Annotated in this window: 27 protein-coding genes; 13 read left to right on the top strand and 14 right to left on the bottom strand. The window is 64.0% G+C overall.

The annotated features are described in order from the left end of the window. Window positions 1–120: 120 nt before the first annotated feature. The gene (locus tag FJ527_RS10880) at window positions 121–1,281 is read left to right on the top strand and encodes an efflux RND transporter periplasmic adaptor subunit (protein WP_140823098.1); all 1,161 of its coding nucleotides are present in this window, start codon (window positions 121–123) and stop codon (window positions 1,279–1,281) included. Further along, entirely contained in the window at window positions 1,278–4,409 is a 3,132-nt protein-coding gene (locus FJ527_RS10875) for an efflux RND transporter permease subunit (RefSeq protein ID WP_140823097.1), read from the top strand. Before FJ527_RS10880 ends, FJ527_RS10875 begins: the two co-directional genes overlap by 4 nt. Window positions 4,410–4,415: 6 nt before the next feature. On the opposite strand, the gene FJ527_RS10870 is transcribed toward FJ527_RS10875, so the two are convergent. The 6 genes from FJ527_RS10870 to FJ527_RS10845 form a co-directional block, all read right to left on the bottom strand. Beyond that, complete coding sequence (locus tag FJ527_RS10870; RefSeq protein WP_140823096.1) at window positions 4,416–4,823, bottom strand: GtrA family protein; 408 nt, start codon at window positions 4,821–4,823, stop codon at window positions 4,416–4,418. After that, a complete protein-coding gene (locus FJ527_RS10865; protein ID WP_140823095.1) occupies window positions 4,820–5,638 on the bottom strand; it encodes a ChbG/HpnK family deacetylase in 819 nt (272 codons plus the stop codon). The genes FJ527_RS10870 and FJ527_RS10865 overlap by 4 nt, the downstream gene beginning before the upstream one ends. Continuing rightward, window positions 5,635–6,621 carry a glycosyltransferase family 2 protein gene (locus tag FJ527_RS10860; RefSeq protein ID WP_140823094.1) on the bottom strand — a complete coding sequence of 329 codons (987 nt, stop codon included), beginning with the start codon at window positions 6,619–6,621 and terminating at the stop codon, window positions 5,635–5,637. The genes FJ527_RS10865 and FJ527_RS10860 overlap by 4 nt, the downstream gene beginning before the upstream one ends. Continuing rightward, a complete protein-coding gene (locus tag FJ527_RS10855) occupies window positions 6,614–7,780 on the bottom strand; it encodes a glycosyltransferase family 87 protein (protein ID WP_015315795.1) in 1,167 nt (388 codons plus the stop codon). Before FJ527_RS10855 ends, FJ527_RS10860 begins: the two co-directional genes overlap by 8 nt. 209 nt (window positions 7,781–7,989) lie before the next feature. Further along, entirely contained in the window at window positions 7,990–9,027 is a 1,038-nt protein-coding gene (locus tag FJ527_RS10850) for a zinc-binding dehydrogenase (protein ID WP_140823093.1), read from the bottom strand. A 45-nt stretch (window positions 9,028–9,072) separates the two neighbouring features. Beyond that, a complete protein-coding gene (locus FJ527_RS10845) occupies window positions 9,073–10,314 on the bottom strand; it encodes an acyl-CoA dehydrogenase family protein (RefSeq protein ID WP_140823092.1) in 1,242 nt (413 codons plus the stop codon). A 113-nt stretch (window positions 10,315–10,427) separates the two neighbouring features. Between FJ527_RS10845 and FJ527_RS10840 the strand changes: the two genes are divergently transcribed. The 6 genes from FJ527_RS10840 to FJ527_RS10815 all read left to right on the top strand — a co-directional run bounded on the left by FJ527_RS10840 (window position 10,428) and on the right by FJ527_RS10815 (window position 14,751). Beyond that, on the top strand, window positions 10,428–11,243 hold the full coding sequence (locus tag FJ527_RS10840) for an SDR family oxidoreductase (protein WP_140823091.1): 816 nt from the start codon (window positions 10,428–10,430) through the stop codon (window positions 11,241–11,243). Between the two features lie 39 nt (window positions 11,244–11,282). Then, a complete protein-coding gene (locus tag FJ527_RS10835; RefSeq protein ID WP_023770549.1) occupies window positions 11,283–11,768 on the top strand; it encodes a MaoC family dehydratase in 486 nt (161 codons plus the stop codon). Further along, a complete protein-coding gene (locus FJ527_RS10830; RefSeq protein ID WP_140823090.1) occupies window positions 11,765–12,799 on the top strand; it encodes a phosphotransferase in 1,035 nt (344 codons plus the stop codon). Before FJ527_RS10835 ends, FJ527_RS10830 begins: the two co-directional genes overlap by 4 nt. A 3-nt stretch (window positions 12,800–12,802) precedes the next feature. Further along, complete coding sequence (locus tag FJ527_RS10825; RefSeq protein WP_015315789.1) at window positions 12,803–13,579, top strand: SDR family oxidoreductase; 777 nt, start codon at window positions 12,803–12,805, stop codon at window positions 13,577–13,579. A gap of 91 nt (window positions 13,580–13,670) precedes the next feature. After that, the gene (locus FJ527_RS10820) at window positions 13,671–14,315 is read left to right on the top strand and encodes a TetR/AcrR family transcriptional regulator (protein ID WP_015315788.1); all 645 of its coding nucleotides are present in this window, start codon (window positions 13,671–13,673) and stop codon (window positions 14,313–14,315) included. A gap of 187 nt (window positions 14,316–14,502) precedes the next feature. Continuing rightward, the gene (locus FJ527_RS10815; RefSeq protein WP_140823089.1) at window positions 14,503–14,751 is read left to right on the top strand and encodes a DUF680 domain-containing protein; all 249 of its coding nucleotides are present in this window, start codon (window positions 14,503–14,505) and stop codon (window positions 14,749–14,751) included. Window positions 14,752–14,800: 49 nt separating this feature from the next. Here FJ527_RS10815 and FJ527_RS10810 read toward each other — a convergent pair whose 3' ends face one another. From FJ527_RS10810 to FJ527_RS10775, 8 genes are all read right to left on the bottom strand, one after another. After that, the gene (locus tag FJ527_RS10810; RefSeq protein WP_140661747.1) at window positions 14,801–15,850 is read right to left on the bottom strand and encodes a Gfo/Idh/MocA family oxidoreductase; all 1,050 of its coding nucleotides are present in this window, start codon (window positions 15,848–15,850) and stop codon (window positions 14,801–14,803) included. Next, entirely contained in the window at window positions 15,850–16,635 is a 786-nt protein-coding gene (locus FJ527_RS10805; RefSeq protein ID WP_140661746.1) for a ThuA domain-containing protein, read from the bottom strand. The genes FJ527_RS10810 and FJ527_RS10805 overlap by 1 nt, the downstream gene beginning before the upstream one ends. 77 nt (window positions 16,636–16,712) lie before the next feature. Beyond that, entirely contained in the window at window positions 16,713–16,937 is a 225-nt protein-coding gene (locus FJ527_RS10800) for a hypothetical protein (protein WP_041163323.1), read from the bottom strand. Between the two features lie 59 nt (window positions 16,938–16,996). Next, entirely contained in the window at window positions 16,997–17,578 is a 582-nt protein-coding gene (locus FJ527_RS10795; RefSeq protein WP_015315783.1) for a sarcosine oxidase subunit gamma, read from the bottom strand. Next, on the bottom strand, window positions 17,571–20,564 hold the full coding sequence (locus FJ527_RS10790) for a sarcosine oxidase subunit alpha (RefSeq protein WP_140823088.1): 2,994 nt from the start codon (window positions 20,562–20,564) through the stop codon (window positions 17,571–17,573). The genes FJ527_RS10795 and FJ527_RS10790 overlap by 8 nt, the downstream gene beginning before the upstream one ends. After that, window positions 20,561–20,857 carry a sarcosine oxidase subunit delta gene (locus FJ527_RS10785; protein WP_015315781.1) on the bottom strand — a complete coding sequence of 99 codons (297 nt, stop codon included), beginning with the start codon at window positions 20,855–20,857 and terminating at the stop codon, window positions 20,561–20,563. Before FJ527_RS10785 ends, FJ527_RS10790 begins: the two co-directional genes overlap by 4 nt. 11 nt (window positions 20,858–20,868) lie before the next feature. Next, window positions 20,869–21,291, bottom strand: a complete 423-nt coding sequence (locus tag FJ527_RS10780) for a hypothetical protein (RefSeq protein ID WP_140619005.1) — start codon at window positions 21,289–21,291, stop codon at window positions 20,869–20,871. 2 nt (window positions 21,292–21,293) lie between these two features. After that, window positions 21,294–22,547 (bottom strand): sarcosine oxidase subunit beta, encoded by a 1,254-nt coding sequence (locus FJ527_RS10775; protein ID WP_140661744.1) that lies wholly within the window; start codon window positions 22,545–22,547, stop codon window positions 21,294–21,296. A 202-nt stretch (window positions 22,548–22,749) separates the two neighbouring features. Between FJ527_RS10775 and FJ527_RS10770 the strand changes: the two genes are divergently transcribed. The 5 genes from FJ527_RS10770 to FJ527_RS10750 all read left to right on the top strand — a co-directional run bounded on the left by FJ527_RS10770 (window position 22,750) and on the right by FJ527_RS10750 (window position 25,918). After that, on the top strand, window positions 22,750–23,118 hold the full coding sequence (locus tag FJ527_RS10770) for a DUF2568 domain-containing protein (RefSeq protein ID WP_140618782.1): 369 nt from the start codon (window positions 22,750–22,752) through the stop codon (window positions 23,116–23,118). Window positions 23,119–23,220: 102 nt separating this feature from the next. Then, entirely contained in the window at window positions 23,221–23,979 is a 759-nt protein-coding gene (locus tag FJ527_RS10765; protein WP_140618784.1) for an SDR family oxidoreductase, read from the top strand. A 128-nt stretch (window positions 23,980–24,107) separates the two neighbouring features. Beyond that, window positions 24,108–24,494 (top strand): SET domain-containing protein-lysine N-methyltransferase, encoded by a 387-nt coding sequence (locus FJ527_RS10760; protein WP_140713328.1) that lies wholly within the window; start codon window positions 24,108–24,110, stop codon window positions 24,492–24,494. A 175-nt stretch (window positions 24,495–24,669) separates the two neighbouring features. Next, a complete protein-coding gene (rpsU, locus tag FJ527_RS10755) occupies window positions 24,670–24,936 on the top strand; it encodes a 30S ribosomal protein S21 (protein ID WP_010911429.1) in 267 nt (88 codons plus the stop codon). 139 nt (window positions 24,937–25,075) lie between these two features. After that, window positions 25,076–25,918, top strand: a complete 843-nt coding sequence (locus FJ527_RS10750) for a tetratricopeptide repeat protein (protein WP_127275461.1) — start codon at window positions 25,076–25,078, stop codon at window positions 25,916–25,918. Window positions 25,919–26,116: the final 198 nt, after the last annotated feature.

Genomic DNA, 26,116 nt, shown 5'->3' with positions numbered 1-26,116 from the left:
GATAATTGCCATAAACCGCTGATATCGGGGTGTGGCGTGGCCGGATTTTTGCCGCCCGCCCGCATCGTCGCTGTGCCGTTCCTTCGGGAATGGCCGACGATTTCTGAAACCGGAGTGTCGATGCGGACCTGGAAGCAAATTGTCGTTGCGCTTGTGATCGTGGTCGCCGCCGCGGCCGCCTGGGCACGCTTCTATCCAGGCGCGCCGGAAGTGCTGGCGCGCTGGGGGATGGATTGGGCGTACGCGGCAACGCCTCCCGCCAGAAGCGGTGCGGACGGCGCGAAACAGGCTGGCAATCGCAATGGAGTCCGGCAGGTCAACGTCGTCGCCTTGCCTGCCGGTACGGCCACCATAAACGACCGCCTGCAGGCGATCGGCACCGGCCGTGCCAACGCCTCGGTGACCGTCAATCCCTACAGTTCCGGCCGTCTTGCCGAGTTGCTGGTCGAATCCGGCACTCATGTCGACAAGGGACAGATCATCGCAACGCTCGATTCCGAGACGGAGATCATCGCACAGGACCGCGCCAAGCTTGCCTTGCAGGATGCTCAGTCCAAGCTCGACCGCGTCAAGTCGCTGCGTGCCTCCAACGCGGCGACACCGGTCGCGGTCGCCGATGCCGAAGTGGTTCTGGCCGGCGCCAAGCTGGCGCTTCAGGATGCCGAGCTTGCACTGCAGCGCCGCTCGATCCTGGCGCCGATCACCGGCACGGTCGGCATCCTGCCGATCTCGGCCGGCAATTACGTCACCAACCAGTCGGCGATAGCCACGCTTGACGACCGGTCCTCTATCCTGGTCGATTTCCAGGTGCCCGAGCGCTTCGCCGCCGCCGTCAAGGTCGGCGCGCAATTGACGGCGACGCCGATCGCCAATCCGAGCAACGCATACACCGGCACGGTTTCGGCGATCGACAATCATATCGACGAAAAGAGCCGCACACTTCTGGTCAAGGCCACCATCGCCAATCCGGCCGATTCGCTGCGCGCCGGCATGTCGTTCTCCATCACCATGAAATTCCCCGGCGAGACCTATCCGGCCGTCAGCCCGCTGGCGATCCTCTGGGGTTCGGACGGCGCCTATGTCTGGCAAGTCGAGGACGGCAAGGCCAGGCGCGTGCCGGTGCGCATCATCCAGCGCAACACCGAGACCGTATTGATCGACGCGGAGATCGACAGCGGCGACATGGTGGTCACCGAAGGCACCCAAAGTGTCAGCGAAGGCGGCGAGGTTCGCATCGCGGGCCAGGAGCAGCGCGCCACCAACGCCGCGGAAGGCTCATGACCGGCTCCGTCAACGCCGCCAGCGATACCGGCTTCACCGCACTGTTCATCCGCAGGCCGGTCATGGCGTTCGTGCTGAACACCCTTATAGCCGTTGCCGGCCTCGCTGCCTTCTACGGTGTCGAGATCCGCGAATTGCCCGACGTCGACCGCGCCGTCGTCACGGTCTCCACGACCTTCGAAGGCGCGGCCGCCGAAACCGTCGACCGCGAACTGACCGACACGATCGAGGGCGCCGTCGCCCGCGTCTCCGGCGTCAAGTCGATCTCATCTTCCTCCTCCTTCGGCTCGAGCCGCGTCACCATCGAGTTCAACGACGGTGTCGATCTCAATGTCGCCGCCTCGGATGTGCGTGATGCCGTCGGCCGGGTCGCCAACCAGATGCCCGATACCGCCGATCCGCCGCGCATCGTCAAGGCCGATGCCAATTCCGACGCGGTGATGCGGCTGGCGGTGACTTCGGACACCATGTCGATCCAGGACATGACGGTGGTGGTCCAGGACCAGATCGAGGACGAACTGGCCGCCGTGCCCGGCGTCGCCGACGTCCAGGTTTATGGCGACCGCGACAAGATCTTTCGCATCGATGTCGACCAGAACAAGCTCGCCAGCCTCGGCTTCACGGTCGCCGACCTCCGGGCGGCGCTTGCCTCCGTCGCCTTCGATTCCCCGGCCGGGTCGATCACAACGACCAACCAGGACCTGATCGTCCGCACCACGGCCGACGTGACGACGCCCGAGGAATTCGAAAACATCATCATCGGCGGCACGACGCGCATCCGCGATGTAGCGACCGTCACGCTCGGCCCCGATGTTGGCCAGACGACGCTGCGTTCGGACGGCAAGACCGGAATCGGCCTCGGCATTATCCGCCAGGCGGAATCGAACACGCTGGACATTTCGACGGGTGTCCAGGCCGCCGTCGCCAAGCTGCAGGAGAACCTGCCCAAGGGCATGTCGATCAAGATCACCAGCGACGACGCTGTCTTCGTCAAGGGTGCGGTGCACGAGGTCGAGATCGCGCTTGGGCTGTCGGTTACCATGGTGCTGATCGTCATCTACATCTTCCTGCTCGACTGGCGCGCCACGCTCATCCCCGGCCTGTCGATGCCGGTCGCCATGATCGGCACCATCGCCGCCATCTATCTGGCCGGCTTCTCCGTCAACATCCTGACGCTGCTCGCTTTGGTGCTGGCGACGGGCCTTGTCGTCGACGACGCCATCGTCGTCTTGGAAAACATCGTGCGACGCCGCAACGAAGGCATGGGGCCGCGTGCGGCGGCCGTGCTCGGCGCGCAGGAAGTGTTCTTCGCCGTCGTCGCCACGACACTGACGCTTGTCGCCGTCTTCGTGCCGATCTCGTTCCTGCCCGGCCAGACCGGCGGCCTGTTCCGCGAATTCGGCTTCGTGCTTGCGATGTCGGTGCTTCTGTCCTGCGTGGTCGCGCTGACGCTTTGCCCGATGCTTGCTTCGCGCATGCTGACCAGCGCGCCGCTTCACCACGAAGGCGGCCAAGGCGTCGGCGCTCGCATCGGCGGCGTCTTGAATGCCGGCTACAAGCGCGCGCTGCACGCTTGCCTCGACGCGCCCTGGATCGTGGTTCTGGTCGCGGTGCTGTTTGCCGGCGTCGCCTTCGCGCTGTTCGGCACCATCCGCCAGGAACTGACGCCGACCGAGGACCGCGCCGCCGTGCTGTTGCGCATCAACGCCCCGCAAGGCGTCAGCCTCGACTACACGACGCAGCAGATGCAGAAGATCGAGCGGCTGATCCAGCCGATGCGCGATTCCGGCGAGATCCGCTCGACCTTCGAAAACGCCGGCCAGAACGGCTCCTACAATTCGGGCTTCATGGTGATGACGCTGGCGCCGTGGGACGAGCGCAGCCGCAGCCAGCAGGAGATCATGGCCGAGATCAGTCAGTTGACCAGGCAGGTGCCCAGCGTGCGGATCTTCCCGGTCCAACCCAACAGTCTCGGCATCCGCGGCGCCGGCAACGGCCTGCAATTCGCTCTGGTTGGCAACGACCGCAAGGCGCTTGGCGATGCAGCGATCAAGATCATCGCCGAAATGCAGAAGGATGAGCGCTTTCAGACGCCGCGCCTGTCGATCGACCCGACGCAGCCGCAACTGGCCGTAGCTATAGATCGTGAGCGCGCCTCCGATCTCGGCATCGACATCACGGGGCTCGCCAACACCATGCAAGCCATGCTCGACGGCAACGACGTCGTCGATGTCTACATCGCCGACCGCAGCTACGGCGTGAAACTGGTCTCGACCACCAATCCGATCAACGATCCGACCGACCTGGAAAATGTCTTTCTCAAGACGGCGGATGGCCGCTTCGTGCCGATGTCGACCATCGCCACCCTGACCGAGCGCGCCGTACCACCGTCGCTGTCGCGCGAACAGCAGCAGCCTTCGGTGGCGATCACCTCGAACCTCTCTGGCAATTTCGCGCTTGGCGATGCGCTGACACGCGCCGAGCAGATCGCCACGCCGCTCCTGCCGCCCGGAAGCCGCATCCTGCCCCTGGCCGAGGCTGCGACTTTGGGTGAAACCAACAGCGCCATGGTCACCATCTTCGGCTTCGCCCTGGTCATCATCCTCCTGGTGCTGGCCGCCCAGTTCGAGAGTTTCGTCAGCGCCGTCATCATCATGGCGACGGTGCCGCTCGGCCTTGCCTGCGCCATTTTCGCGCTGCTGCTTTCAGGCACCAGCCTCAACGCCTACAGCCAGATCGGCCTGGTGCTGCTGGTCGGCGTCATGGCCAAGAACGGCATCCTGATCGTCGAATTCGCCAACCAGCTACGAGATCGGGGCCTGGGCGTGCGCGAAGCGATCGAGCAGGCTTCCACCATCCGCCTGCGGCCGGTGATGATGACGATGATCTGCACCATACTTGGCGGTGTGCCGCTCGTGCTGGCCGCCGGCGCGGGCGCCGAGGCACGCGTGGCGCTCGGCTGGGTCATTGTCGGCGGGCTTGGCCTGGCCACCATCTCGACACTGTTCCTGACCCCGGTCGCTTATCTCCTGCTTGGCCGCTTCGTCACGCCGAAGACCCATGAGGAAGCACGGCTGAAGCGCGAACTCGAGGAAGCCGCCTACACCAACGTGGAACCGGCGGAATAGAGATACCTATTTCAGCAGCCGGCCCTCGATCGACCAACGCGCGGCAAGGAAGTTCAGCACGGCCGCCACGATGACCCCGCCGATCTTTGCCGGCCACACACCGCCGATGCCGGCGAAGAGTGCGATCGACAGGCTGGACACGCCGAGCGAAATCAACGCCCCAGCCGAGATGAAGCGCAGGAAGGCATCATGCAGCCGAATGGCGTGATTGCGTTCGAACGACCAGAAGCCATTCGCCACGAAAGAGAAGACGACGGCAATCGACCAAGAGATGACATTGGCGGACAGCGGCGGGGCGTGCAGCTTGAGCAGCAGGAAAAAACCGGCAAGGTCGATGGCCGTATTTGCCAGTCCGACCAGCGCAAAACGGACGATCTTGCTGCCGGTCGAACGCCGTGGCTGAACGCCATTCATTCCCGGCCGTCCAAGATCTCGACACCGGCTCGGGCCAGGCTCGCGCCGAACGCATCCGAAGCCAGAACGCCGAATTCCACTTCGCGCACGCCTTGCATCGGGTCACGCGCGCACAGCGTTTGGTCGACATGGCCGGGGTGGCACATGAACAGCCCACGGTCCGACAGCGCTTCGACGGCAGCCTCCAGCAAGGAGGCGAACTTTTCGGGTTGCCGCCAGTCATAGATGCCGGCGAGCGGCTTCAAAACGGCAAAGCCGGCACGCTGCATCGATTGGTTGAAGCCGGCGGCCACGGCAGCGATTGCCGCGATTTTCGGTGCGGCGGCGGCATCGCTCAGCGCCGGAGCGCCTCGCAGCACCGGCCTGCCGGCAGTGTCGGGAAAACGTGTCCGCAGCCAGCCGCGCACGACAGGCAGGAAATGCACGTGCTGATGACCGTCGATGAAGTCGGGTTCGCGGCCCAGCGCCTCGACGAAACGGCTATATTGCGCGTCGAGTTCGGCATGGACGTCGCGCTCGTCGACCCGCCCGCGCAGGACTGGCAGGGCCAGCGAACGAAGCGGCGGCAACCGGCCCCCGGGCGCCAGGCTCGATTTGCCTGTGACCGCTGGCTGGTCCGTAAGGGTCAGGTGCAGCCCGATCGCCGCGCGGCCGCGCAGCGGCTTTATGCGCGCCGCCGCCTCGGCCCATTCCGGAAAACCGGTCATGCAGCTGGTGCCGGTCAGGCGTCCGCGGTCGAGCAGGTCGAGAATGCCGGCGCAAACCCCTGGTGCCAGCCCGTAGTCGTCGGCGATCAGGCGAATGCGCCGCGTCATCCGCGGGACGCGCCCGGCGGCTTGTCGGGGGCGGTCTCGCTGAGCACCACATCGCGCACCAGATAGACCGGCCGGTCCTTGCTCTCCGACAGCGTGACCCAGACATATTCGCCGATCAGGCCGAGCAAGGTGAGGTTGAGACCGCCGAGCAGCACGACGGCGACCATCAAGCTGGGGTAACCAGGCACGGCAACGCCGTAGAACATCACCTCGAAGAACACTTTGGCGCCGTAAACGACGCCCGCCAGCGCCGCCAGCATCCCGCTCAAGCTGATGATGCGCAGCGGAATGACGGAAAACGATGTAAACCCTTCCAGCGAAAAGGCGATCAGGTTGAGCCGGCTCCATTTCGACGTGCCGATGGCGCGGTTTTCCGGCGAATAGGATATGGCTTTCTGACGGAAACCGGCCCAGGCGAACAGGCCCTTGTTGAAGCGCCGCTTGTCGCGCAGGCTGGTCAGCGCGCGCACCACGGGACCGCGCATGACGCGGAAATCACCGGCGTTCTCCGGAATGTCGAAACGCTGGCTGCTGTTGATCAGGCTGTAGAAAAGTCGCGCCAGCTGGCTGCGCCGCCAGCTCGCCTCGCGGCGGTCGTTCTGCGCGTATACGACGTCGATGTCTGGGCTTTCCACCAGCTCGGCGATCATCTTCAAGCTGATATCCATGGAATGCTGCAGATCCGAATCCATGATCAGCACCATGTCGCCCCGCGACTGGTCGAGGCCGGCGAGCACCGCGACCTCCTTGCCAAAATTGCGGCTGAGGCGAACGATCTCCCACGATCCCGACAGGGCTTGCGAAAATCGCCTGGCGCCATCGTCGAGGCTGCCGTCGTCGACCAGGATCTTGTGGACGGCCATGCCGAAACGGCTTGATACCGCTTCCTCGAGCCTGTCGAGCAGGGCGGCAAAGGCCGGCGCCGATTGCGCCTCGTTGAAGAAGGGCGCCACGATGTCGAGTTTTTGACGCGGATCAGCCATGTGCAACGGGTCCGACGCTCACGATCTTTTCGCGCGCCTTGGCCCAGAACCACCAGATCAGCGAACAGGCGATGAAGGTGACCGCGATCGGCCGGAACCAAGGGTAGAAGAAATCATGCATGTGGCGCTCGACGCTGGTCAAACCTGTGAGGAACAATACCGTCGACAGCACCGAGGCCAGGACGCCGCCACGCTCCTCCCGCCACAGTGTGGCGATAGCCAGGCCGGCGGGCACGGCGATCATGGCATAGGTATTTGGCTCGACACGCGGATTGAAGACGCACATGTAGAAGGCAGCCGCCAGGAAGATCGCCAGTGCGGCTATTCCAGGCTGGAGCTTGCGGTCGAACCAGAGGACGGTCGACAGCGTAAGCAATGCCCCGACGATGCGCACGATCGTGGCGGCGAACTCAGGCATGGGCAGCCCGGCCGAGGTGAAAGGCGCCGTGAAGTCGGTAGGGACAAAGTGGCCGGACTTGTCGACGGCCATGGAGGTCAACATGCGGGCGAAATCGCCGTACTGCTGGTTGAGGTAGCCGGCAGGCGCGAACGCGTACGGTATGGCCAGTACCAACAGCACTGCCAGCACGAGCACGGGTATCAGCCGCAGGCGCAGGGCTCCCACCAGCAAAAGCATGATGATCGCGGTCGGTTTGGCGATGATGGCGACCGAAGCCCAGAAGAAGGTTTCGGCGCGCCGCCCTTCGAGCGCCGACAGGGTCAGGAGCCAGCAGGCCGCGGTCAAAAGGATCGTCGCCTGGCCGTTGCGGATCGCACCCAGCGCCATCGGCAGGGCAAGGAAGAGGCCGAAGGAAAGCAGCCATGGCAATTCCTCACCGCCGATTTTGCGCACTTGCCGCATCGCCGCGAAGGTGAGCGCTGCGAAGCCCACCACATGCCACACCACGCCGCCCAGATAGGGTCCGAGCTTCAGCACCGGCAGGTAGAGCGCGGCGAAGGCTGGCGCATACAGGTACCCCATCTCGGATTGAAGATTGTACAGCGGCCGCCCGGTCAGGAACGCTTCGCTGCCATATCCATAGGCCTGCGTCACCGTGCGCGTGCCGGGCGACCATAGCACCAGGCCGAGAACGATCAGGAATGCCCCGATCCACATGCCCAGCCCCAAACGATCGAAAACCGGCTTGGAAATCGTCATCAATTCACCCCGCACGCCATGGGGGAAGGCGCCTCAGCCTTGGCGCCGTCCCGGCATTCGATGGCGGCGACATATCACGGACAAAGCGACGAGGCATAGGGGTCGAAAGACGCGGCGATCAATTTCGGGGATCGCCAAGGATGGCCGACCGAACTGGGAAAAGGTCCAGAAAGCCTGCGATCGCCCTTCCCGGGCCGCATAAGACGGCATCAGGGCCGAATGAACACCTTGCCGTTGGGCTTGGCCAGTTCCGCCGGCATTCGCGCCATTGCCTCGGCCAGCGGAATGACCGCCGTCACGTCGGTCGACCAGCGTCCGTCCGAAAAACGCTTCTGTGCCTCGAGGACTGCCGGACCTCGCCGATCCCTGGATTGCCGCATCCACTCGCTCAGCCAGAAGCCTTCGATGTGCTTGTGCTGGAAGATCAACTGGCCGGGCTCGCGGATGATCGTTGCCTCGGGATCGAGCCGGCCGTAGATGATCCAGCGCGCCCCTTTTGGCATCGCGTTGAAGATGGCTGACGCCAGCGGCCCGGTGACGGCATCGAGGAAGATGCGCGGCTGTTCGGCCTTCATCACCTCGCGCAGCGTGGCCTCGAAATCAGGCACCTTCTCGTTGAGGACATGCGCCGCGCCAAGTTGTTTCAGCAACGCGATCTGCTCGTCACGGCGCACCGTGACAACAGGCCGAAACCCTTCCTCCCTCGCCAGCCCGATGATCAGCTTGCACAGCTGGCTCGCACCGGCGGTCATGACGAAGGCCTTTTCGCCTTCCTGTTTGACGATGTCGAACATGGCGATCGCGGTCAGCGGATTGACGATCATCGCGGCGCCATCCTCGTCTCGAACCGTATCGAGAAGCGGTATGCAGGCCGCCGCCTCGGCGACGGCATATTCAGCCCACGACCCCCAATTGCTCAGACCGGTGGCGAAAGCGACGCGCTTGCCGACAAGGCTCTTGGGATGGGGCGCCTCGCCGATCGCGACGACCGTGCCGACACCCTCGAAGCCGGCCGGACGGCCCTTGGCGCGCGGCTGGCCGTACTGGCCCTTGATAAAGGCGACATCCGATGGATTGATCGAAGCGAGGCTGACCTTGATCAGCACTTGGCCCGGTCCCGGCGCAGGCACGGCGATGCTGCCCAGCTCGAGATACGGCTCCATCGCCTCGAGCGCACTGCCGCTCGGCGTCCTCGTATAGCCGTCACCGACCAAGAGCAGCGCCTTCATTTCGGAGGGGATCGTCATTGACGGTATTCCTTGTTTGTCAGCGGCAACGCTGCCGGGCAGCGTTCAGATCTTTTCATGCGTGTATTTCTTCAGCTCCATGCGTGCCACCTGCCGCCGATGCACTGCATCGGGCCCGTCGGCGAGGCGCAGCGTCCTGAGATGCGTCCACGAGCGTGCGAGAGGCGTATCCTGGCTGATGCCTTGCGCGCCGAACATCTGCACCGCCTCGTCGGTGACCTTGAGCGCCACGCGCGGCGCGATAACCTTGATCTGGCTGATCCAGGGGGCCGCGGCCCGCGCGTCGCCCTGATCGATCATCCATGCCGCCTTGAGGCAGAGCAGCCGGGCCATCTCGATCTCCATGCGACATTCGGCAATGATGTCGAAATTGGCGCCGAGTTTCGCCAGCTTCTGGCCGAAGGCCTCGCGGCGTATGGAACGCTGGCACAGCATCTCCAGCGCCATCTCGGCTTGGCCGATGGCGCGCATGCAGTGATGGATGCGGCCGGGGCCGAGCCGGCCCTGCGCGATTTCGAAGCCCCTACCCTCACCGAGGATCAGGTTCGACGTCGATATCCGCACATTGTCGAAGCGAAGATGCATGTGGCCATGCGGCGCGTCATCGTCGCCATAGACCTGCATCGCCCGGACCTTGGTCACGCCCTTCGCGCCCGAGGGAACCAGGATCATCGAATGGCGGCGGTGCTGTGGCTCTTCATCGCCGGCGGTCCGCACCATGACGATGTAAATGGCGCAGCGCGGGTCACCGGCACCCGACGCCCACCATTTCTCGCCGTTGAGCAGATAGTCGCCGCCCTGTCGCTCGCAGCGCATGGAAATGTTGGTGGCGTCGGAAGAGGCGACGTCCGGCTCCGTCATGAGATAGGCCGAGCGGATCTTTCCGTCCAGCAGCGGCTCGAGCCATTCCCGCTTGTGCTCGGCCGAGCCGTAGCGTTCCAGAACCTCCATGTTGCCGGTGTCGGGTGCCGAGCAGTTGAAGGTTTCGGCGCCCAGATGGGCCTTGCCCATCTCCTCGGCCAAATAGGCGTATTCGACGGTGGACAGGCCGTAGCCGCGCTCCGAGCCGGTCAGCCAGAAGTTCCACAGGCCGCGCTCCCGTGCGGTCTTCTTCAGCCCCTCAAGGATCTCCCCCTGGCGCTTGCTGTAGACCCAACGGTCGCCGGCCTTGCCGACCTCGCTCAGGAATTCCTTGTCGAGCGGCATGATCTCGTCGCGCACCATGGCCGCGACGCGGGCGTGGATCGGCTTCAACCGCTCGGTCATGCCGAGATTCATCTCCGTCATCGGTCGCTAACCCTTCATGCAGGCCGGGCATTTTGTCAGTGGCAAGGATGACCGTACTTCGGATAGCCTTGTCAACGCGAACTGTTTGCCCGCAGGCCGTGCGGAGGATTGTGATGAGCTATCTGGACGAGCTGTTTTCGGTCACCGGCAAGACCGCGCTGGTGACGGGAGCCGCGACCGGCATCGGCCGCATGGCGGCGACCGCGCTGATCAAGGCCGGCGCCAGCGTGATGATCGCCTCGCGCAAGGGCGAGGACTGCATCAAGGTGGCCAGTGAGTTGAACGGGCTTGGCGCTTCGGGCCAAGCGGAAGGCTTTGCCGGCGACGTCTCCAGCGAGGCCGGCATTGCCGCCTTGGTCGGCGAGGTCAAGGCGCGCACCGGCAAACTCGATATCCTCATCAACAATGCCGGCGTGTCCTGGGGTGCGCCGCTGGAGAGCTTCCCTTATTCGGCATGGGCCAAGGTGTTCGGCGTCAATGTCACCGCGGTTTTCCATCTGACGCGCGAATTGCTGCCGCTGCTCGATGCCGCCGCCAGCGACGAAGGTCCTGCCCGCGTGATCAATCTGGGCTCGGTGATGGGAACGCAGCCGCTGGCCGACGACGCCTATTCCTACACCGCCTCCAAGGCGGCCGTTCATCACCTGACACGCACGCTGGCGCTCGAATTCGCCGGCCGCCGCATCACCGTCAACGCCTTTGCCCCCGGTCCCTTCCAGAGCCGTATGACCGCATTTGCCACCGGCACGGACGAGCAGGCCAGGCATGTCGGCGGCCATGTCCCGATCGGCCGCATCGGCACACCGGATGACATTGCCGGCGCAACGCTCTATTTGTGCAGCCGTGCAGGCAGCTATGTCACCGGCGCCATCCTTCCGATCGACGGCGGGCAGTCGGTGCAGCATGGGTTGACCTTGTTCAAGGAATGACATTTTCCGGCCGCAGAAGCCGGAGGTGAACTGGAGGACATGAGCGTGGAACCAATCAGTCTCGATGTGCTTCTGGCCAGTGTCGGCAAGGAGGTCGGCGTTTCGCCCTGGCGGGTGGTCACGCAACGCATGATCGACCAGTTCGCCGACGCCACCGACGACCACCAGTTCATCCACTGCGATCCGGAGCGGGCCAAGCGCGAAACGCCGTTCGGCGGCACCATCGCGCATGGTTTCCTGTCGCTGTCGCTGCTGTCGGCGATGACGTTCGAGACCATGCCGCCGCTGGAAAACGGCAAGATGGGCGTCAATCACGGTTTCGATTCGCTGCGCTTTCTCGCCCCGGTGAAGACCGGCGCGCGCATCCGCACCCGTTTCGTGCTGGCCGACGTCAAGGTCAGGCCGTCGGGCTGGGTGCAGACGGCGCACGACGTGACCATCGAGATCGAAGGCTCCAAAAAACCGGCGCTCACCGCCCGTTGGCTGACGCTGACCTTGCTTGAACGCCAGCCCGAGACAGCATGAACGACGCCAACGCGCTCGACCAGGCGACGCTCGCGCCTTACCTCGACGCGCATATCCCGGGTTTTTCCGGACTCGCGGCCATCGAAAAATTCAAATCCGGCCAATCCAACCCGACCTATCTCCTGACGGCGGCAAGCGGCCGTTACGTGCTGCGCGCCAAGCCGCCAGGCCAACTCCTGAAATCGGCTCACCAGGTAGACCGCGAATTCCGTGTGATGAAGGCGCTTTCCGGCACCGCCGTACCAGTGCCCGAAATGCTGCACCTGTCGACCGAGGATTCGCCCATCGGCCGGATGTTTTACGTCATGGATTTCCTCGACGGCCGCATCTTCTGGGATCCGGCACTGCCGGAGACGCACGGCAACGAGGAACGCGCCGCGATCTACGACGCCATGAACGCCACGCTCGCCGCCCTGCACGATGTCGATGTCGAGGCCGTGGGTCTTGGCGATTTCGGACGCCCCGGCAATTACTTCGAGCGGCAGCTGGCACGCTGGACCAGCCAGTACCGTGCTTCCGAAACCGGTATCATTGCCGACATGGACCGGCTGATCGCCTGGCTGGAAACCCACCTGCCGGTCGATGACGGCCTGATATCGCTGGTGCATGGCGACTATCGGCTGGACAATCTGATCTTTGCGCCGGACCAGCCGAGGGTACTGGCGGTGCTCGATTGGGAATTGTCGACATCGGGCCACCCCTTCGCCGACATCGCCTATCAATGCATGCAATGGCGCCTGCCGCATGCCTCCGGCTTTCGCGGCCTTGGTGGCATCGATCGCCCGGCCCTCGGCCTGCCCTTGGAAGAAGACTATGTCGCTGCCTATTGCCGGCGGCGCGGCCTCGCCGGCATCGGCAACTGGACGTTCTTCCTCGCCTTCTCCTTCTTCCGCCTGGCGGCAATCTGCCAGGGTGTCTACAAGCGGGCGCTGGACGGCAATGCTTCCAATCCGGAAAAAGCCAGGACCTATGGCGAGGCGGTGAAGCTGCTGTCGCACCTCGCCGCCGAGCTGATCGACAAGGAAGACTAAGCAATGGGCCGCTTTGATGGAACCACGGTGCTGATCACGGGCGCGGCCGGCGGCCTCGGCCGTGGCGCCGCCAAGGGCTTTGCCGCGGAAGGCGCCCGGCTGGTTCTCTCGGACCTGGATGAAACGGCCCTGATGAGTTTCGCCGAGACGCTCGATACCGAGACCGCGATGCTGGCAGGCAACATTGCCGAGGAGGCACTGTCGGAAGCACTGGTGGCGCTGGCGTTGGAAAAATTTGGCCGCCTGGATGTCGCCGTCAACAATGCCGGCATCGTTCAGAGTTTCGTGCGCCTGCCGCAGGTTCCATCGGACGAAGCCCGCCGGGTGCTCGAGATCGACCTGCTCGGCGTCTTCTACGCCATGAAGCACCAGATCCCGCAAATGGAGCGGCAGTTCAAGGCGACCGGCAAGGGCGGCGCCATCGTCAACATTGCCTCGGCCGCCGGCCTTTCGGGCGCGCCGAAGCTTTCGGTCTATGCAGCCGCCAAGCATGGCGTGATCGGCCTGACCCGCTCGGCGGCGGTCGAATATGCCAGCAAGGGTCTGCGCATCAATGCCATCTGCCCCGCCCACACCAGAACGGGCATGATAGACGGTTTCGTGAGCGTCTCCGGCATTCCGGAGGCAGAGGCGTTGGCCGAGCTGACCCGTGGCATACCGATGAAGCGCGTGGCGGAAGTCGACGAGATCACCACGGCCATCCTGTTTGCCGCCGACCCGGCCAATTCCTTCATGACCGGCCATGCGCTGGCCATCGATGGCGGTGTCGGCGCGATCTGACGCCTGCCGCGTGGGAACCCGCGGCGCCCTTGTCCGTTTCCGTACAGCGTATATAATTTAGCCAGGCACCAACCAGACAAGGGCAACGGACTTGCCGCTGAGCGTCCAGAAACGCCGCGAGAAACAAAAGGCCGAACTGCGCTCGGAGCTTGTCGCGGCCGCGCACAAGCTCGTCCAGGAAGAAGGCTATGAAGGCTTGACCATCCGCAAGCTGGCCAAGCGGGTCGGCTATGCGCCGATGTCGGTCTATTCCTACTTCGCCGACAAGCAGGACATCCTGTTCGCCCTGGCCGAGGACGCGTTCGAAACGCTCGCCCGACGCATCGAGGAGCACCCGTCCGACGATCCGATCGAGGCCTTGCAGGCGGTCATGACCGAATATGCCGCCTTCGGGCTCGGCAACCCCAACGAATACCGCACCGTCTTCATGACCGAAAAGACCAAGCTGCCGGAAGGCAGGAGCTACGAGGACATGGAGGAAAGCAACCCCGCAATGAAGGCGCTGATCAGCAGGGTCGAGGCCTGTGTCGCCGCCGGCAAATTGCATGGCGATCCACGCGCCATCGCCACCATACTGTGGGCCGTCGGCCATGGCACGATCTCGCTTTTGATTACCTTCCCCTTCTACCCGTTCGGCGACCCGCAGGCTTTCGTGAAGCGGATGTGCGACTTCACCCTTGCCACGCTCAGCACGCAAGATGTGCCGCCATTGACCGAGACACCGGTCAACTGCTGAGCGCTATATCCTTTGTTCTCCCAGATTCCGCACCGCCCCTCCAAGCCTTCCGCGGCGACTTTCTTGGTTAACAAAAAACTACCGTACGCGTACGATTTTCTCTTGAACTTCGCGATCGACGGACGTATTTGTACGGAATAACGTACATGTACGAAAAAAATTCACCCGCCGAAACCGGAGACAGGCCATGAAAAAGACACTCCTCACCCTCGCCGCCGTGCTGGCACTTTCGGGCTCGGGCTTTGCCGCCAACGGCACCCACGCGGTCAAGCACGTTCCCGCCGCGACCTGCGTCGACACCAAGACCAATATGAAGCTCGATTGCGCTTCGACCGGCTCGGTCGACAAGAAGGCCTCCACGGAAGCCACGACCGACGGCAAGGGTCCCCGGCTCGGCATCACGGTGAACCCGTGGATCATGCCGAGCGCCTACTGAGATTTTTCGAAAGTAGGTTCTGGCCGGCTCAGCCGGCCGGATGGTGATTTCAGCCGATCGAGACCGGCAGTTTGGTCGCTGAACTTTCGAAGGCGGCGTCGATCAGCCTTTGCATGTCGGCGGCCCGCCGGAACGACGGATCGCCGTTCTGTCCCGTGTCCAGCGCATCGACAAAGCGCTGGGCGTTGTGCTTGACGCCTGGAGGCGTCAGCGTCCGCCAACGGTGCTGATCGACGTCGTCACCCAGGCAAGCGGACAGTTTCGAAACCTTACCGTCGGTCTCGACCTTGATCGCGCCCTTGGTACCGTGCAGGGCCAGCGACAAATCATTGCCGTGGCCTGTCGTGTAGCGGCTGGCCATGATCGTGGCCAGCGCGCCTGAACCGAGCCGCGCCGTTATCGCCAAGCTGTCATTGACGTCGAGCACATAGTCGCCGATGCGGTCGCCTTCCGCCTTCGGAAAGGTCACAAGATCGGCATGCAGGCTGACGATATCCTCGGCCGCCCCATAGGTCGCGAAGTCGAGGATATGGATGCCGACATCGCCCAAAACACCTGTCGAACCGTGCCGGCCCGACAGGCGCCACAGCCATTTGTCGTCGACCCGCCAATCGCCCCAGAACTTGCTGACCAGCCAGCTTTGCCGGTAGCTCGCCTCGACATGGCGCAACTCGCCGATCTCACCGGCCTGCACCATGCGCCGCGCCTCCTGGATCACCGGAGTGTTGCGATAGGTCAGGTTGACCATGTTGACGAGCCCGGCCGCCTCGGCGGCATCGCTCATCGCAAGCGCATCGGCGTGGTTCGGCGCCAGCGGCTTTTCGCAGAACACATGTTTCCCGGCGGCCAGCAGGGCCAGCGTCGTCGCCTTGTGAACCTGGTCGGGCGTGGCGTTGATGGCGGCATCGAACTCACCCCAAGCGATCGCCGCATCGAGGCTTTCAAAGAAAGTGCCTATTTTGTTGGCGGCTGCGAACGCCGCCGCGCGGCCCGGCAGGTGGTCCACGCAAGCGACGATGGCGCAGCCCGGGACCTGACCGAACTCCTCGATATGATGCGCCGCGATCCAACCGGTGCCGAGCAAAAGCAGGCGGTGCATCAGCTCAGTCCCTTGTCACCGTCCGCATGCAGGCGCAGGCCTTTCTGGACGATCTTCTCCTTGGCCTTGTCCGTCGACACGTTTGGCGCATTGGTGATGCCGGACCAGGCCGGGGCCGGGTTGTGCGCCCAATGCACGGCGTTGCGCAGCACCTGCTGAACGCCTTCATTGTGATAGATCGGATAGGTCTCATGGCCCGGCGAGAAGTAGAAGATTTTTCCCGCCCCGCGCTGATAGGTCAGCCCCGATCGGAACACCTCGCCGCCTTGGTACCAGGAGACAAATACCGTCTCCAGCGGCTCCGGCACGGCGAACGGCTCACCATACATTTCCGTCTCGCCGATCTCCAGGCATTCGCCGATGCCTTGCGCGATCGGGTGGCCGCGGTTGATCGCCCAGACACGCTCGCGCTCGCCCGCCTCGCGCCATTTCAGCGAACAGGGCGTGCCCATCAGCCGCTTGAAGATCTTCGAGTAGTGGCCTGAATGGAGCACGATCAACCCCATGCCTTCCCAGACCCGCTTCTGCACGCGCTCGACGATCTCGTCCTTGACCTCGCCGTGGGCGGCATGGCCCCACCATAAAAGCACGTCGGTGGCGGCCAGGCGCGTCTCGCTCAGGCCATGCTCGGGTTCCTGCAAGGTGGCGGTGGTCGCTTCGACGCCCTTGTCCTGGTTGAGTGCGGCGGCAATGGTGCCATGCATACCCAGCGGATAGAGGTCGCGCACGGCGGCATTGGTTTGTTCATGGACGTTTTCACCCCAGACAACGGCTCTAACAGGCATTTTTCCTCTCCAAAGCGCTTTGAATATCGCATCCACGGAGGTCTTGGGAAGAGGCCGTCCAGCCAAAAATTCTGAAATCAGGGTTTGCGGGTCTTGCGGCCGGGGACGGTCTTGGCCTTGCCAGGTTTCGCCGGTGCTCCAGGAATGGACGACCCGGTAATCGACACGGGATCGCTGGCCGGGAACGTGTCCTCGAGGCCTTCCTCAAGTTCCTCTTCGGCGTCAGCCTCGTAATGCCGCTCATGTTCGAGCGAACGGACCGCCGCGGTTTTCGGCGATTTCGGCGCGGACTTCGACGGCATCGGCATCTCTCCCTCGACTGTCGCCGCTCAACGGACGCGGGCGGCAAACGTTCCGGGGGTCAGCCGGCGGCGTCGCGGGCTCCCTCGGACAGGAAAGTAAAGACATAGTCCGAGAAGGAACGCCAGCACTCGACCCGGAAGGCCTCGTCGGCCGTGCGCAGCAGCACGATCTCGGCCTTGCCGAGAATGGTGCGCGAAGCGGCGCCCACCGGGAAGGCGTCGAGCGACAGGTCTTGCGGGCAGCCCGAATTGATCGCGGCTTCCGCCGCCGGACCGGCGACTAAAATCGCGATGTTGCGATGCGAGATGCCGACCGACGAATGCAAGGCGGAAACTCCTGCGCAATCGGCGAGTGGGTCCTTGCCGGCCTCGTCGATGACAAGCCACTCGTCCGGGCCAAGCCACAACGCCGTACGCCCGCCCTTCGACGCCGAGGTTTTCGGCTTCTTCGGCAAGGTCAGGCCGAGCGCCTTCGACAACGCGGCGACTGAAGCCTCCGGGGCGCGCAGCGAGATACGCTCGGCCGGCGGCAGCACTTCGACCTTGACACTCGTTGCGGAGACAGTGCGCCCGGCCAATGCCGGACGCCGCTCTGCTGATGATGAAGCCATCGTGGCCGTCTTTGCAGCAGCCTTAGCCATTGAGGCGCCCTCCCGTCTCGTCGAAGAACACCATGCCGGTAACCTCCACTTCGATGACCCCGTTCGGCATCGGTACATAGAGCGTGTCGCCCATCCGGTCACGGCCGCCGGCCACCAGCCCCAGCGCGATGGAACGGCCGCAATTTTGCGACCAATAGCTCGAGGTGACATGGCCGATCATCTTCATCGGGATCGCTTGCTTGGGATCCTCGACGATCTGCGCGCCTTCTTCCAGCACCACCTTTGGATCCTTGGTCTTCAGGCCGACCAGTTGCTTGCGCCCCTTGGCGACGAGATCAGGCCGCGTCAGGCCGCGAATGCCGACGAAATCGGCCTTCTTCTTGCCGACCGCCCAGTCCAGACCGGCATCGTTTGGCGTCACCGTACCGTCCGTATCCTGACCTACGATGATGTAGCCCTTCTCGGCGCGCAGCACGTGCATCGCCTCGGTACCATAGGCGGTGGCGGCATGCTTCTGGCCCTCGGCCCACAACGCTTCCCAGACCGCCTGGCCATGGTCGGCCGGCACATTGACCTCGAAACCGCGCTCGCCGGTGAACGACATGCGGAACAGCCTCGTCGGCACGCCGCAGATCTTGCCCTCGCGCACCGACATGTGCGGCAGCGCCTCGTCGGACATGTCGATGCCTTCGACCAGCGGCGCAATGATCTCGCGCGACTTCGGCCCCTGGACGGCAATGACCGCCCACTGCTCGGTGATCGAGGTCAGCCAGACATTAAGATGCGGGAACTCGGTCTGGAGGTAATCCTCTATGTGGTTCATGACGCGCGGCGCGCCGCCCGTCGTCGTCGTTACATGGAAGCGGTCCGGCGCCAGCCTGCCGACGACGCCGTCATCATAGATGAAGCCGTCCTCGCGCAGCATGATGCCATAGCGGCAGCGGCCGGGCTCCAGCTTCTCCCACGGATTGGTGTAGAGCAGTTCCATGAACTTCGCCGCGTCGGGGCCGACCACTTCGATCTTGCCCAGCGTCGACGCATCGAACAGGCCGGCCTGGTTGCGGACGGCGACGCATTCGCGGTCGACCGCCGCATGCATGTCCTCGCCTGCCTTGGGGAAGTACCAGGCGCGCTTCCACTGGCCGACATCCTCGAACACCGCGCCTTGCGCCTCGGCCCAGGGATGGATCGCGGTTCTGCGTGTCGGGTCGAACAGCGGCCCACGCGCGTGGCTGACGATCGCGCCGAAGGTGACAGGCGTGTAGGGCGCGCGGAACGTGGTCAGGCCGACTTCCGGGATCGGCTTGCCCAGGGTTTCGGCGGCAATCGTCAGTCCGTGCATGTTAGAGGTCTTGCCCTGGTCGGTCGCCATGCCATTGGTGGTGAAGCGCTTGACATGCTCGATCGAGCGCATGCCTTCATGCACCGCCTGGCGGATGTCCTTGGCGGTCACGTCGTTCTGGAAATCGACGAAGGCTTTCACCGTCGTGTCCGGCCCGGCGCCAGGGCCAGCACCCAGCATGCCGCGCGACCAGCTTTCCGAGGCTTCGACCTTCGGCTTGGTGCCCTTGGACGCCTTGCCGCCTGTTTCTTTCGCCGCCTTGGCGCCCGCCGCATAGGCCTCGTCCACGGTCGCCGTCAGGCCGTCGGTGCCGTTGCAGGCGCCGACCGACACGCAGTCCTGCGCGTAGGTGCCAGGCACGAAGCGCTTGGTCTCGTCGTTGAAGGCGACCTTGCCGCGCGATTGCGAGAACAGATGCACCGACGGCGTCCAGCCGGCGGACATCAGGATCGCATCGACGGGAATAGTGCGTTCGCCGCCGCCATTCTTCGGCTGCACCGTCATCGACGACACCCGTAGCTTGCCGCCGGCGCGGATCACGGCACGGCCGAAATTGATCTCGATGCCGAGGGCCCTGGCCTCATCGATCACCGGGCCGGTCGGGTTGTCACGCAAATCAACGATCGCCGCCACGTTGATGCCGGCCTTCTTCAGGTCGATCGCGGCGCCGTAAGCCGAATCATTGGCGGTGTAGACGCCGACATTCCGGCCGACCGCGACACCATAATGGTTGAGGAAGGTGCGCGCCGCACCCGCCAGCATGATGCCAGGCCGGTCATTGTTGGCAAACACCATGTGGCGCTCGATGGCGCCGGAGGCCAGCACCACGCGCTTGGCGCGGACCTGCCAGAGCCGTTCGCGCGGCAGATCGTGGCCGGGGACCTTCAGGTGATCGCTGACGCGCTCGACCAGACCGACGAAATTCTGCGCGTAATAGCCGAACGCCGTGGTGCGCGGCAGCACCCGGACATTGTCCATCGCGCTCAGTCTGGCGATCGCCGCTTGTGCCCAGGCAAAGCCGTCCTGGCCGTCGATCTTCGCACCAGATTCGAAGCGCAGGCTGCCGCCGAACTCGGCCTGCTCGTCGGCCAGGATGACGCGCACGCCGGTCTCCGCCGCGGCAAGTGCCGCCGCGATGCCGGCCGCGCCGCCACCCAGCACCAGCACGTCGCAATGGGCGTAGCGCGAGGAATAATGGTCGGGATCGGGTTTGTCGGGCGAAACACCGAGGCCGGCGGCTTCGCGGATCTTGGGTTCGTAAAGGCTCTTCCAGGCCGCCTTCGGCCACATGAAGGTCTTGTAGTAGAAGCCGGCCGAGAACAGCGGCGAGGCCAGGTCGTTGACCGCGCTGACATCGAAGGACAGCGACGGCCAGCGGTTCTGCGAATTGGCGGCGAGCCCGTCATAGAGCTCCTGCACGGTGGCGCGCACGTTCGGCGTCTTGCGCGCGTCGTCGCGCACGATCTGCACCAGCGCGTTCGGCTCCTCCGCGCCGGCCGACAGGATGCCGCGCGGGCGGTGGTACTTGAACGATCGGCCGACCAGATGCACGCCATTGGCGAGCAGCGCCGATGCCAGAGTGTCCCCCTCGATGCCCGCGTAGGACTGGCCGTCGAAGCTGAACCGCGCGGTCTTGGCCTGACTAAGGCGTCCGGCGCCGGGAATGCGCAACGCGCCGCTCATTTCGCTACTCCGGGCAGCTTGGAGGGTTTCGGTTCGCCGGCCTTGTAGGTCATGACGAACTTGTCAGTCACGGTGTCACGCACCGCGTTGAAGAAGCGCGCGCAGCCATGCATGTGGCGCCAGCGCTCATAGATAATGCCCTTTGGATTGGAGCGGATGAAGAAGAACTTCTCGAAGTCGTCGTCGCTCTCGCCTGATATGTTGGCCGAGCGTGCGATGTGCGCCTCGCCGGCGTTGCGGAATTCGAGTTCCGGGCGCTCTTCCTCGCAATAGGGGCAGCGGATGAGAAGCATCGTGTTTGTTCCTACAATTCGCCGTGGCCGACGCGCGCGCCAGCCGGTTGATCGCAAAGCTTCTGGCCCATGGTCATGAAGGGAGCGACGAGCCGCAGCCGCTCCTCGACGCTCGTCGCCGCGCTGAACAGATCGCGGTTGGCCATGTTGCCGAGCGTCAGCTGCATCGGATCTGTCGTAACGATGACGCCACGCGGCTGGAAATCCTCGTCTTCATCCAGCCCATGCGGCCTGCCTTCGAAGAACATCACCACTTTCTGGCCGACACTCCAGACGCAGGCGAGCATTCCCTCGTCGACAGAAAACGGCCAGCCGGTCTCGTTTCCCGCACGGCTGATCGGCTGCAGCCGCACTTCCTGCGCCGTCGGAACATGGAACATGCCCTGTTCCCCCGCCAGCATCAGCGGCACCGCGACTGCCACCTCGGCCATCATCATCAGTGCGCCACCGCCGCGGCCGCCGCCTCGTCGATGAGGCGGCCTGTGCGGAAGCGCTCGATGGTGAAGGGCGCGTTGATCGGGTGCGGATCGTCCTTGGCGATGGTGTGGGCAAAGACATGCCCGGACCCCGGCGTCGCCTTGAAGCCGCCCGTGCCCCAGCCGCAATTGACGTAGAGGCCGGGCACCGGCGTCTTGGCCAGGATCGGCGAGCGGTCGGGTGTGACGTCGACGATGCCGCCCCACGACCGCAGCATCTTCATGCGCGTGAAGATCGGGAACATTTCGCAGATGGCGTCGAGCGTATGCTGAAGAATGTGCAGCCCACCGGTCTGCGAATAGGAGACATACTGGTCGGTGCCGGCGCCGATCACCAGTTCGCCCTTGTCGGACTGCGAGATATAGGCGTGCACCGTGTTCGACATCACAACGCAAGGCACGACCGGCTTGATCGGCTCCGACACCAGCGCCTGCAGCGGATAGCTTTCCAGCGGCATGCGCACGCCGGCCATGTTCATGATGACGGAGGAGTGTCCGGCGGCGACGACGCCAACCTTCTTGGCGCCGATGAAGCCGCGCGTCGTGTCGACGCCCGTCACCGCGCCATTGGCGGCCCGCTTGACGCCGGTCACCTCGCAGTTCTGGATGATGTGCACGCCGCGCGCCGAGGCGCCGCGCGCATAACCCCAGGCGACCGCGTCATGGCGCGCCGTGCCGCCACGACGCTGCAGCGCCGCACCGACCACCGGATAGCGTGCGTCCTTGGAGGTGTTGAGCGGCGGGCAGAATGCTTTCGCCTGCTCGGGTGTCAGCCATTCATTGTCGATGCCGTTGAGCCGGTTGGCGTGCACATGGCGCTTCAGCACCTGGATGTCGTGCACATTGTGCGCCAGCATCATGACGCCACGCGCCGAATACATGACGTTGTAGTTGAGCTCCTGGGAGAGCCCGTCCCAGAGCTTCAGCGCATGGTCATAAATCCCGGCGCTCTCGTCATAGAGATAGTTGGAACGGATGATGGTGGTGTTGCGGCCGGTATTGCCGCCGCCCAGCCAGCCCTTTTCCAGCACCGCGACATTGGTGATGCCGTGCACGGTCGCGAGGTAATAGGCGGTTGCCAGCCCATGGCCGCCGGCGCCGACGATGATAACGTCGTATTCCTTCTTCGGCTCCGGCGAGGACCATTGTTCCTCCCAGCCCTTGTGGCCGCGCATGGCCTCGCGGGCGATGGCGAATACCGAATATTTCTTCACGTTCCAGCCTCGCAAATGGCAGCCGGGCGTTCATCATCAAGCCCCGGCGCGCGAGGTGTATCACTAGCGAAACAGCGCTGCCACCCTTGCGCTGTTTGCGACGGCGCTTGCCGTTTTGCGCCGCGCTGAAAAAGAGCTATCCGGCTGGCCCCGATGATTGCCTTCAGTCACACTTCTCGGCGCTGGGATTCGGAGAATGATAATGGGCAACGCATGGTGGAATCTCACATTGCGCTTCCTGCTGGAGCTTGCCGCCTTGCTCGGCCTCGGCATGGCAGGCTGGAGCCTTTCGGACGAAGCGTGGCGTTGGGTCCTCGCCATTGCCTTGCCGCTCGCCGCAGCCGCGGCATGGGGTATCTTCGCGGTCCTCAACGATCCAAGCCGGTCGGGCCGGGCACCGGTGCCTGTACCGGGCGCTGTCAGGCTGGCGCTGGAATTCATCGTCCTGTTCGGCGGCGCCGCGGGTTTCCATTTGGCGGGCCATACCATTACGGCCATCATCATGGCCTTGCTGATCGTCATCAGCTACGCGTTCTCGCTGGATCGTCTGGCATGGCTGCTGCGGCGGTAGTGGCGCGAATCTCTGCAGCTTTCGGGTGGCTGCTGTTCTGCCGATTTGCGACCAAGCATCCGATCGCCGGCGAAGCTGGCGCGAAGGACAAGGATGCCAAACATGCTCGCACTCGCCAACAAGATCGCCATCGTCACCGGTGCCAGTTCCGGCATCGGCCGCGCCACGGCAAAGCTGTTCGCCGAGGAAGGCGCCAGGCTCGTCATTTCCGCTCGCCGCCAAACGGAGCTTGATGCACTCGCAGTCGAAATCGAGGACGCCGGCGGCACGGCCGTCGCTCTCGCGGGAGATGTCACCGACGAGACCTATGCGAAAGCCCTCGTCGAGTTGGCGGTCGGCAGCTTCGGCGGCCTCGACATCGCGTTGAACAATGCCGGCTCCGTCGGACTGATGGGCTCCGTCCCCGACATGTCGGCACAGACATGGCACGGGACGATGGATACCAACCTGACCAGCGCCTTTCTCGGCGCGAAGTATCAGATACCGGCCATGCTGGAGCGCGGCGGCGGCTCGCTGATCTTCACATCGAGCTTTGTCGGTTACACCGCCGGCATGCCCGGCATGGCCGCCTACGCTGCCGCGAAGGCAGGCCTGATCGGTTTGACGCAGGTGCTGGCCGCCGAATATGGACCGAAGGGACTGCGCGTCAACGCGCTGCTGCCGGGTGGCACCGACACACCGGGTGCGACGACGACCACACCCGAGGCCCGCGCCTTCGTCGAGGGCCTCCATGCCCTGAAACGCATGGCCCAGCCGCAAGAGATCGCCCGCTCGGCGCTTTACCTTGCCTCTGACGCCTCGAGCTTCACCACGGGTACCGCGTTGTTTGCCGATGGCGGTGTGTCGATCAACCGGACGTGAAGGATTTTTGCGGAGAACAGGCCTGTTCGTCGTTGTGACGCAGGCCGCCGCTCTTGCTTTTTCGGCTCGATTTGGCGATTCCGTTTCCTCTCGAAACGGGTCTTCTTGCCAAGACGGGTTGTGAAACCATGATGCTGGTCCGAACCTATGTCGCCCAGAGCGCAATCGAAGGCGTCGGCATGTTCGCCGCCGAACCAATCCGGAAGGGCGCCTCGATCTGGCGCCTGGATCCGGATTTCGACCGGCTGATTCCGATGGACAAATATGAGGCCGCAGCCCAGCCCCTGAAGGAATTGCTCGACCGCTATGCCTATCCGAGCCCGGATAAGCCCGGTTTCATGGTCTACGAGGTCGACAATGGCCGCTTCATGAACCATTCGGCGACCCCGAACACCGACTTTTCGCAATATGGCGGTGCGACCGCGACCCGGGATATCGCCATCGGCGAGGAGATCACCTGCGACTACGGTGAGTTCTTCGAGGATTTCGAGCGGCTGCACTTGGCGACGGCGTAACGGGCACACTATCTCCAGGCGACGTGGCAATTTGGCTGTCGTCTCTCATTTCGACTGTGGACAGCGAGGCTTGATTCTGCTATCAGCCGCCACAATTCGTGGTGTGGAGCGCCGCGGAGGCTTGCGGCTATGGCTGCTTGCCTGTTGATATCAAACCCGAAAGACAGGATTGCCCGTGCAGGTACTCGTCCGCGACAATAACGTTGATCAGGCGCTTCGCGCGCTGAAGAAGAAGATGCAGCGCGAAGGCATTTTCCGCGAAATGAAGATGCGCGGCCACTACGAGAAGCCTTCCGAGAAGCGCGCCCGTGAAAAGGCCGAAGCCGTTCGCCGCGCCCGCAAGCTGGCCCGCAAGCGCGCACAGCGCGAAGGCCTGCTGCCGATGACCCCGCGTCCGGTCGCTGCTGGCGGTGCCGCCGGTGCAGCGCGTCCGCCGCGCTGATTATCGCCAATATTTCGTCCTTTTCGAAGGATACCAGGGTGGCGCGATGCGGAATCGCCGCCACCCTTTTATTTTGATGTGACCCGGCCCGGAGGGGGAACCGGACCTGAACGACGGCGCAAGTGAGGACAGGGCAGACATGAACGCAACAAGCGTGGAGCGCGGGACCGCATTGCGTGGTTTCGCCCTGACAGCGGCCCTGCTTTCCGGACTGGTGCTTGCCGGCTGCCAGACATCGGGCCCGGCCGGTGAATTCAACAACATCGACAAGGCGCAAGGGTCGAGCGAGAACATCTCCTCGCTGTCGGCGGTCATCCAGCGCAATCCCCAGGATCCGGAAGGCTATAATGTCCGCGGCTCGGCCTATGGCCGCGGCGGCCAGTACCAGGCGGCGCTCAAGGATTTCAACCAGGCCATCCAGCTCAATCCGAATTTCTACCAGGCCTATTCGAACCGGGCCCTCATCCAGCGTTTCCTCGGCAACCAGGAAGCAGCCCTTGCCGACTACAATCGCTCGATCCAGATCAACGGCAATTATGACGCCGCCTATATCGGCCGCGGCAATCTCTACCGTAAGGCGGGCCGCACCCAGGATGCGTTCAACGACTTCCAGAAGGCGATCCAGCTCGACACGACGGACGCCCGCGCCTATCACAATCGCGGCCTGATCTATCAGAGCCAGGGCCAGCACAAATTCGCCATTGAGGATTTCTCGACCGCCATCTCGCTGGCCCCCGACGCCGCCGAACCCTACAACGGCCGTGGCCTCTCCTATCTGGCGACCGGCGACGAGGATAACGCCTTCTCCGATTTCAACATGGCCATCAAGCTCGACGGCCAGAACGCCGAGGCCTGGGCCAACCAGGCGCTGATCTACGAACGGCGCGGCGACAAGGCAAAGGCGGCGAAGGCCTATCGCGAGGCTGTGCGCCTCAACCCCAGCTACCAGCCGGCCAAGGATGGCCTCGCCCGCGTCAGCTGACGTCGGCTCATCAGGCCCACGGCAAGGTGCGCACTGCATCGTGCGTATCCGAAAGGACACGCGGCGTTGAAGATCGCCGCCAATCCGGCAACCCTGTATTAACCCCGCGACAAGCCGTTAACCCTCGCCTTGTTCGCGCCAAGTTTTCGGCGGAACGGTCGCGGCGCTCGAGACGTTACTGAAGACTGATTGCGAAAG

The sequence above is a fragment of the Mesorhizobium sp. B2-4-18 genome (genome assembly GCF_006441385.1).
Classification (GTDB): domain Bacteria; phylum Pseudomonadota; class Alphaproteobacteria; order Rhizobiales; family Rhizobiaceae; genus Mesorhizobium; species Mesorhizobium australicum.
Note: the sequence above shows the minus strand (reverse complement) of the source record. Positions and strands in the feature narration are given on the sequence as shown.

What these genes read in the sequence shown, in the direction of transcription:
- FJ527_RS10880 (WP_140823098.1), top strand. Translation starts at nt 121, where the DNA reads ATGCGGACCTGGAAGCAAATTGTCGTTGCGCTTGTGATCGTGGTCGCC.
- FJ527_RS10875 (WP_140823097.1), top strand. Translation starts at nt 1,278, where the DNA reads ATGACCGGCTCCGTCAACGCCGCCAGCGATACCGGCTTCACCGCACTG.
- FJ527_RS10870 (WP_140823096.1), bottom strand. Translation starts at nt 4,823, where the DNA reads ATGAATGGCGTTCAGCCACGGCGTTCGACCGGCAGCAAGATCGTCCGT.
- FJ527_RS10865 (WP_140823095.1), bottom strand. Translation starts at nt 5,638, where the DNA reads ATGACGCGGCGCATTCGCCTGATCGCCGACGACTACGGGCTGGCACCA.
- FJ527_RS10860 (WP_140823094.1), bottom strand. Translation starts at nt 6,621, where the DNA reads ATGGCTGATCCGCGTCAAAAACTCGACATCGTGGCGCCCTTCTTCAAC.
- FJ527_RS10855 (WP_015315795.1), bottom strand. Translation starts at nt 7,780, where the DNA reads ATGACGATTTCCAAGCCGGTTTTCGATCGTTTGGGGCTGGGCATGTGG.
- FJ527_RS10850 (WP_140823093.1), bottom strand. Translation starts at nt 9,027, where the DNA reads ATGACGATCCCCTCCGAAATGAAGGCGCTGCTCTTGGTCGGTGACGGC.
- FJ527_RS10845 (WP_140823092.1), bottom strand. Translation starts at nt 10,314, where the DNA reads ATGACGGAGATGAATCTCGGCATGACCGAGCGGTTGAAGCCGATCCAC.
- FJ527_RS10840 (WP_140823091.1), top strand. Translation starts at nt 10,428, where the DNA reads ATGAGCTATCTGGACGAGCTGTTTTCGGTCACCGGCAAGACCGCGCTG.
- FJ527_RS10835 (WP_023770549.1), top strand. Translation starts at nt 11,283, where the DNA reads ATGAGCGTGGAACCAATCAGTCTCGATGTGCTTCTGGCCAGTGTCGGC.
- FJ527_RS10830 (WP_140823090.1), top strand. Translation starts at nt 11,765, where the DNA reads ATGAACGACGCCAACGCGCTCGACCAGGCGACGCTCGCGCCTTACCTC.
- FJ527_RS10825 (WP_015315789.1), top strand. Translation starts at nt 12,803, where the DNA reads ATGGGCCGCTTTGATGGAACCACGGTGCTGATCACGGGCGCGGCCGGC.
- FJ527_RS10815 (WP_140823089.1), top strand. Translation starts at nt 14,503, where the DNA reads ATGAAAAAGACACTCCTCACCCTCGCCGCCGTGCTGGCACTTTCGGGC.
- FJ527_RS10810 (WP_140661747.1), bottom strand. Translation starts at nt 15,850, where the DNA reads ATGCACCGCCTGCTTTTGCTCGGCACCGGTTGGATCGCGGCGCATCAT.
- FJ527_RS10805 (WP_140661746.1), bottom strand. Translation starts at nt 16,635, where the DNA reads ATGCCTGTTAGAGCCGTTGTCTGGGGTGAAAACGTCCATGAACAAACC.
- FJ527_RS10800 (WP_041163323.1), bottom strand. Translation starts at nt 16,937, where the DNA reads ATGCCGTCGAAGTCCGCGCCGAAATCGCCGAAAACCGCGGCGGTCCGT.
- FJ527_RS10795 (WP_015315783.1), bottom strand. Translation starts at nt 17,578, where the DNA reads ATGGCTAAGGCTGCTGCAAAGACGGCCACGATGGCTTCATCATCAGCA.
- FJ527_RS10790 (WP_140823088.1), bottom strand. Translation starts at nt 20,564, where the DNA reads ATGAGCGGCGCGTTGCGCATTCCCGGCGCCGGACGCCTTAGTCAGGCC.
- FJ527_RS10785 (WP_015315781.1), bottom strand. Translation starts at nt 20,857, where the DNA reads ATGCTTCTCATCCGCTGCCCCTATTGCGAGGAAGAGCGCCCGGAACTC.
- FJ527_RS10780 (WP_140619005.1), bottom strand. Translation starts at nt 21,291, where the DNA reads ATGATGGCCGAGGTGGCAGTCGCGGTGCCGCTGATGCTGGCGGGGGAA.
- FJ527_RS10770 (WP_140618782.1), top strand. Translation starts at nt 22,750, where the DNA reads ATGGGCAACGCATGGTGGAATCTCACATTGCGCTTCCTGCTGGAGCTT.
- FJ527_RS10765 (WP_140618784.1), top strand. Translation starts at nt 23,221, where the DNA reads ATGCTCGCACTCGCCAACAAGATCGCCATCGTCACCGGTGCCAGTTCC.
- FJ527_RS10760 (WP_140713328.1), top strand. Translation starts at nt 24,108, where the DNA reads ATGATGCTGGTCCGAACCTATGTCGCCCAGAGCGCAATCGAAGGCGTC.
- FJ527_RS10750 (WP_127275461.1), top strand. Translation starts at nt 25,076, where the DNA reads ATGAACGCAACAAGCGTGGAGCGCGGGACCGCATTGCGTGGTTTCGCC.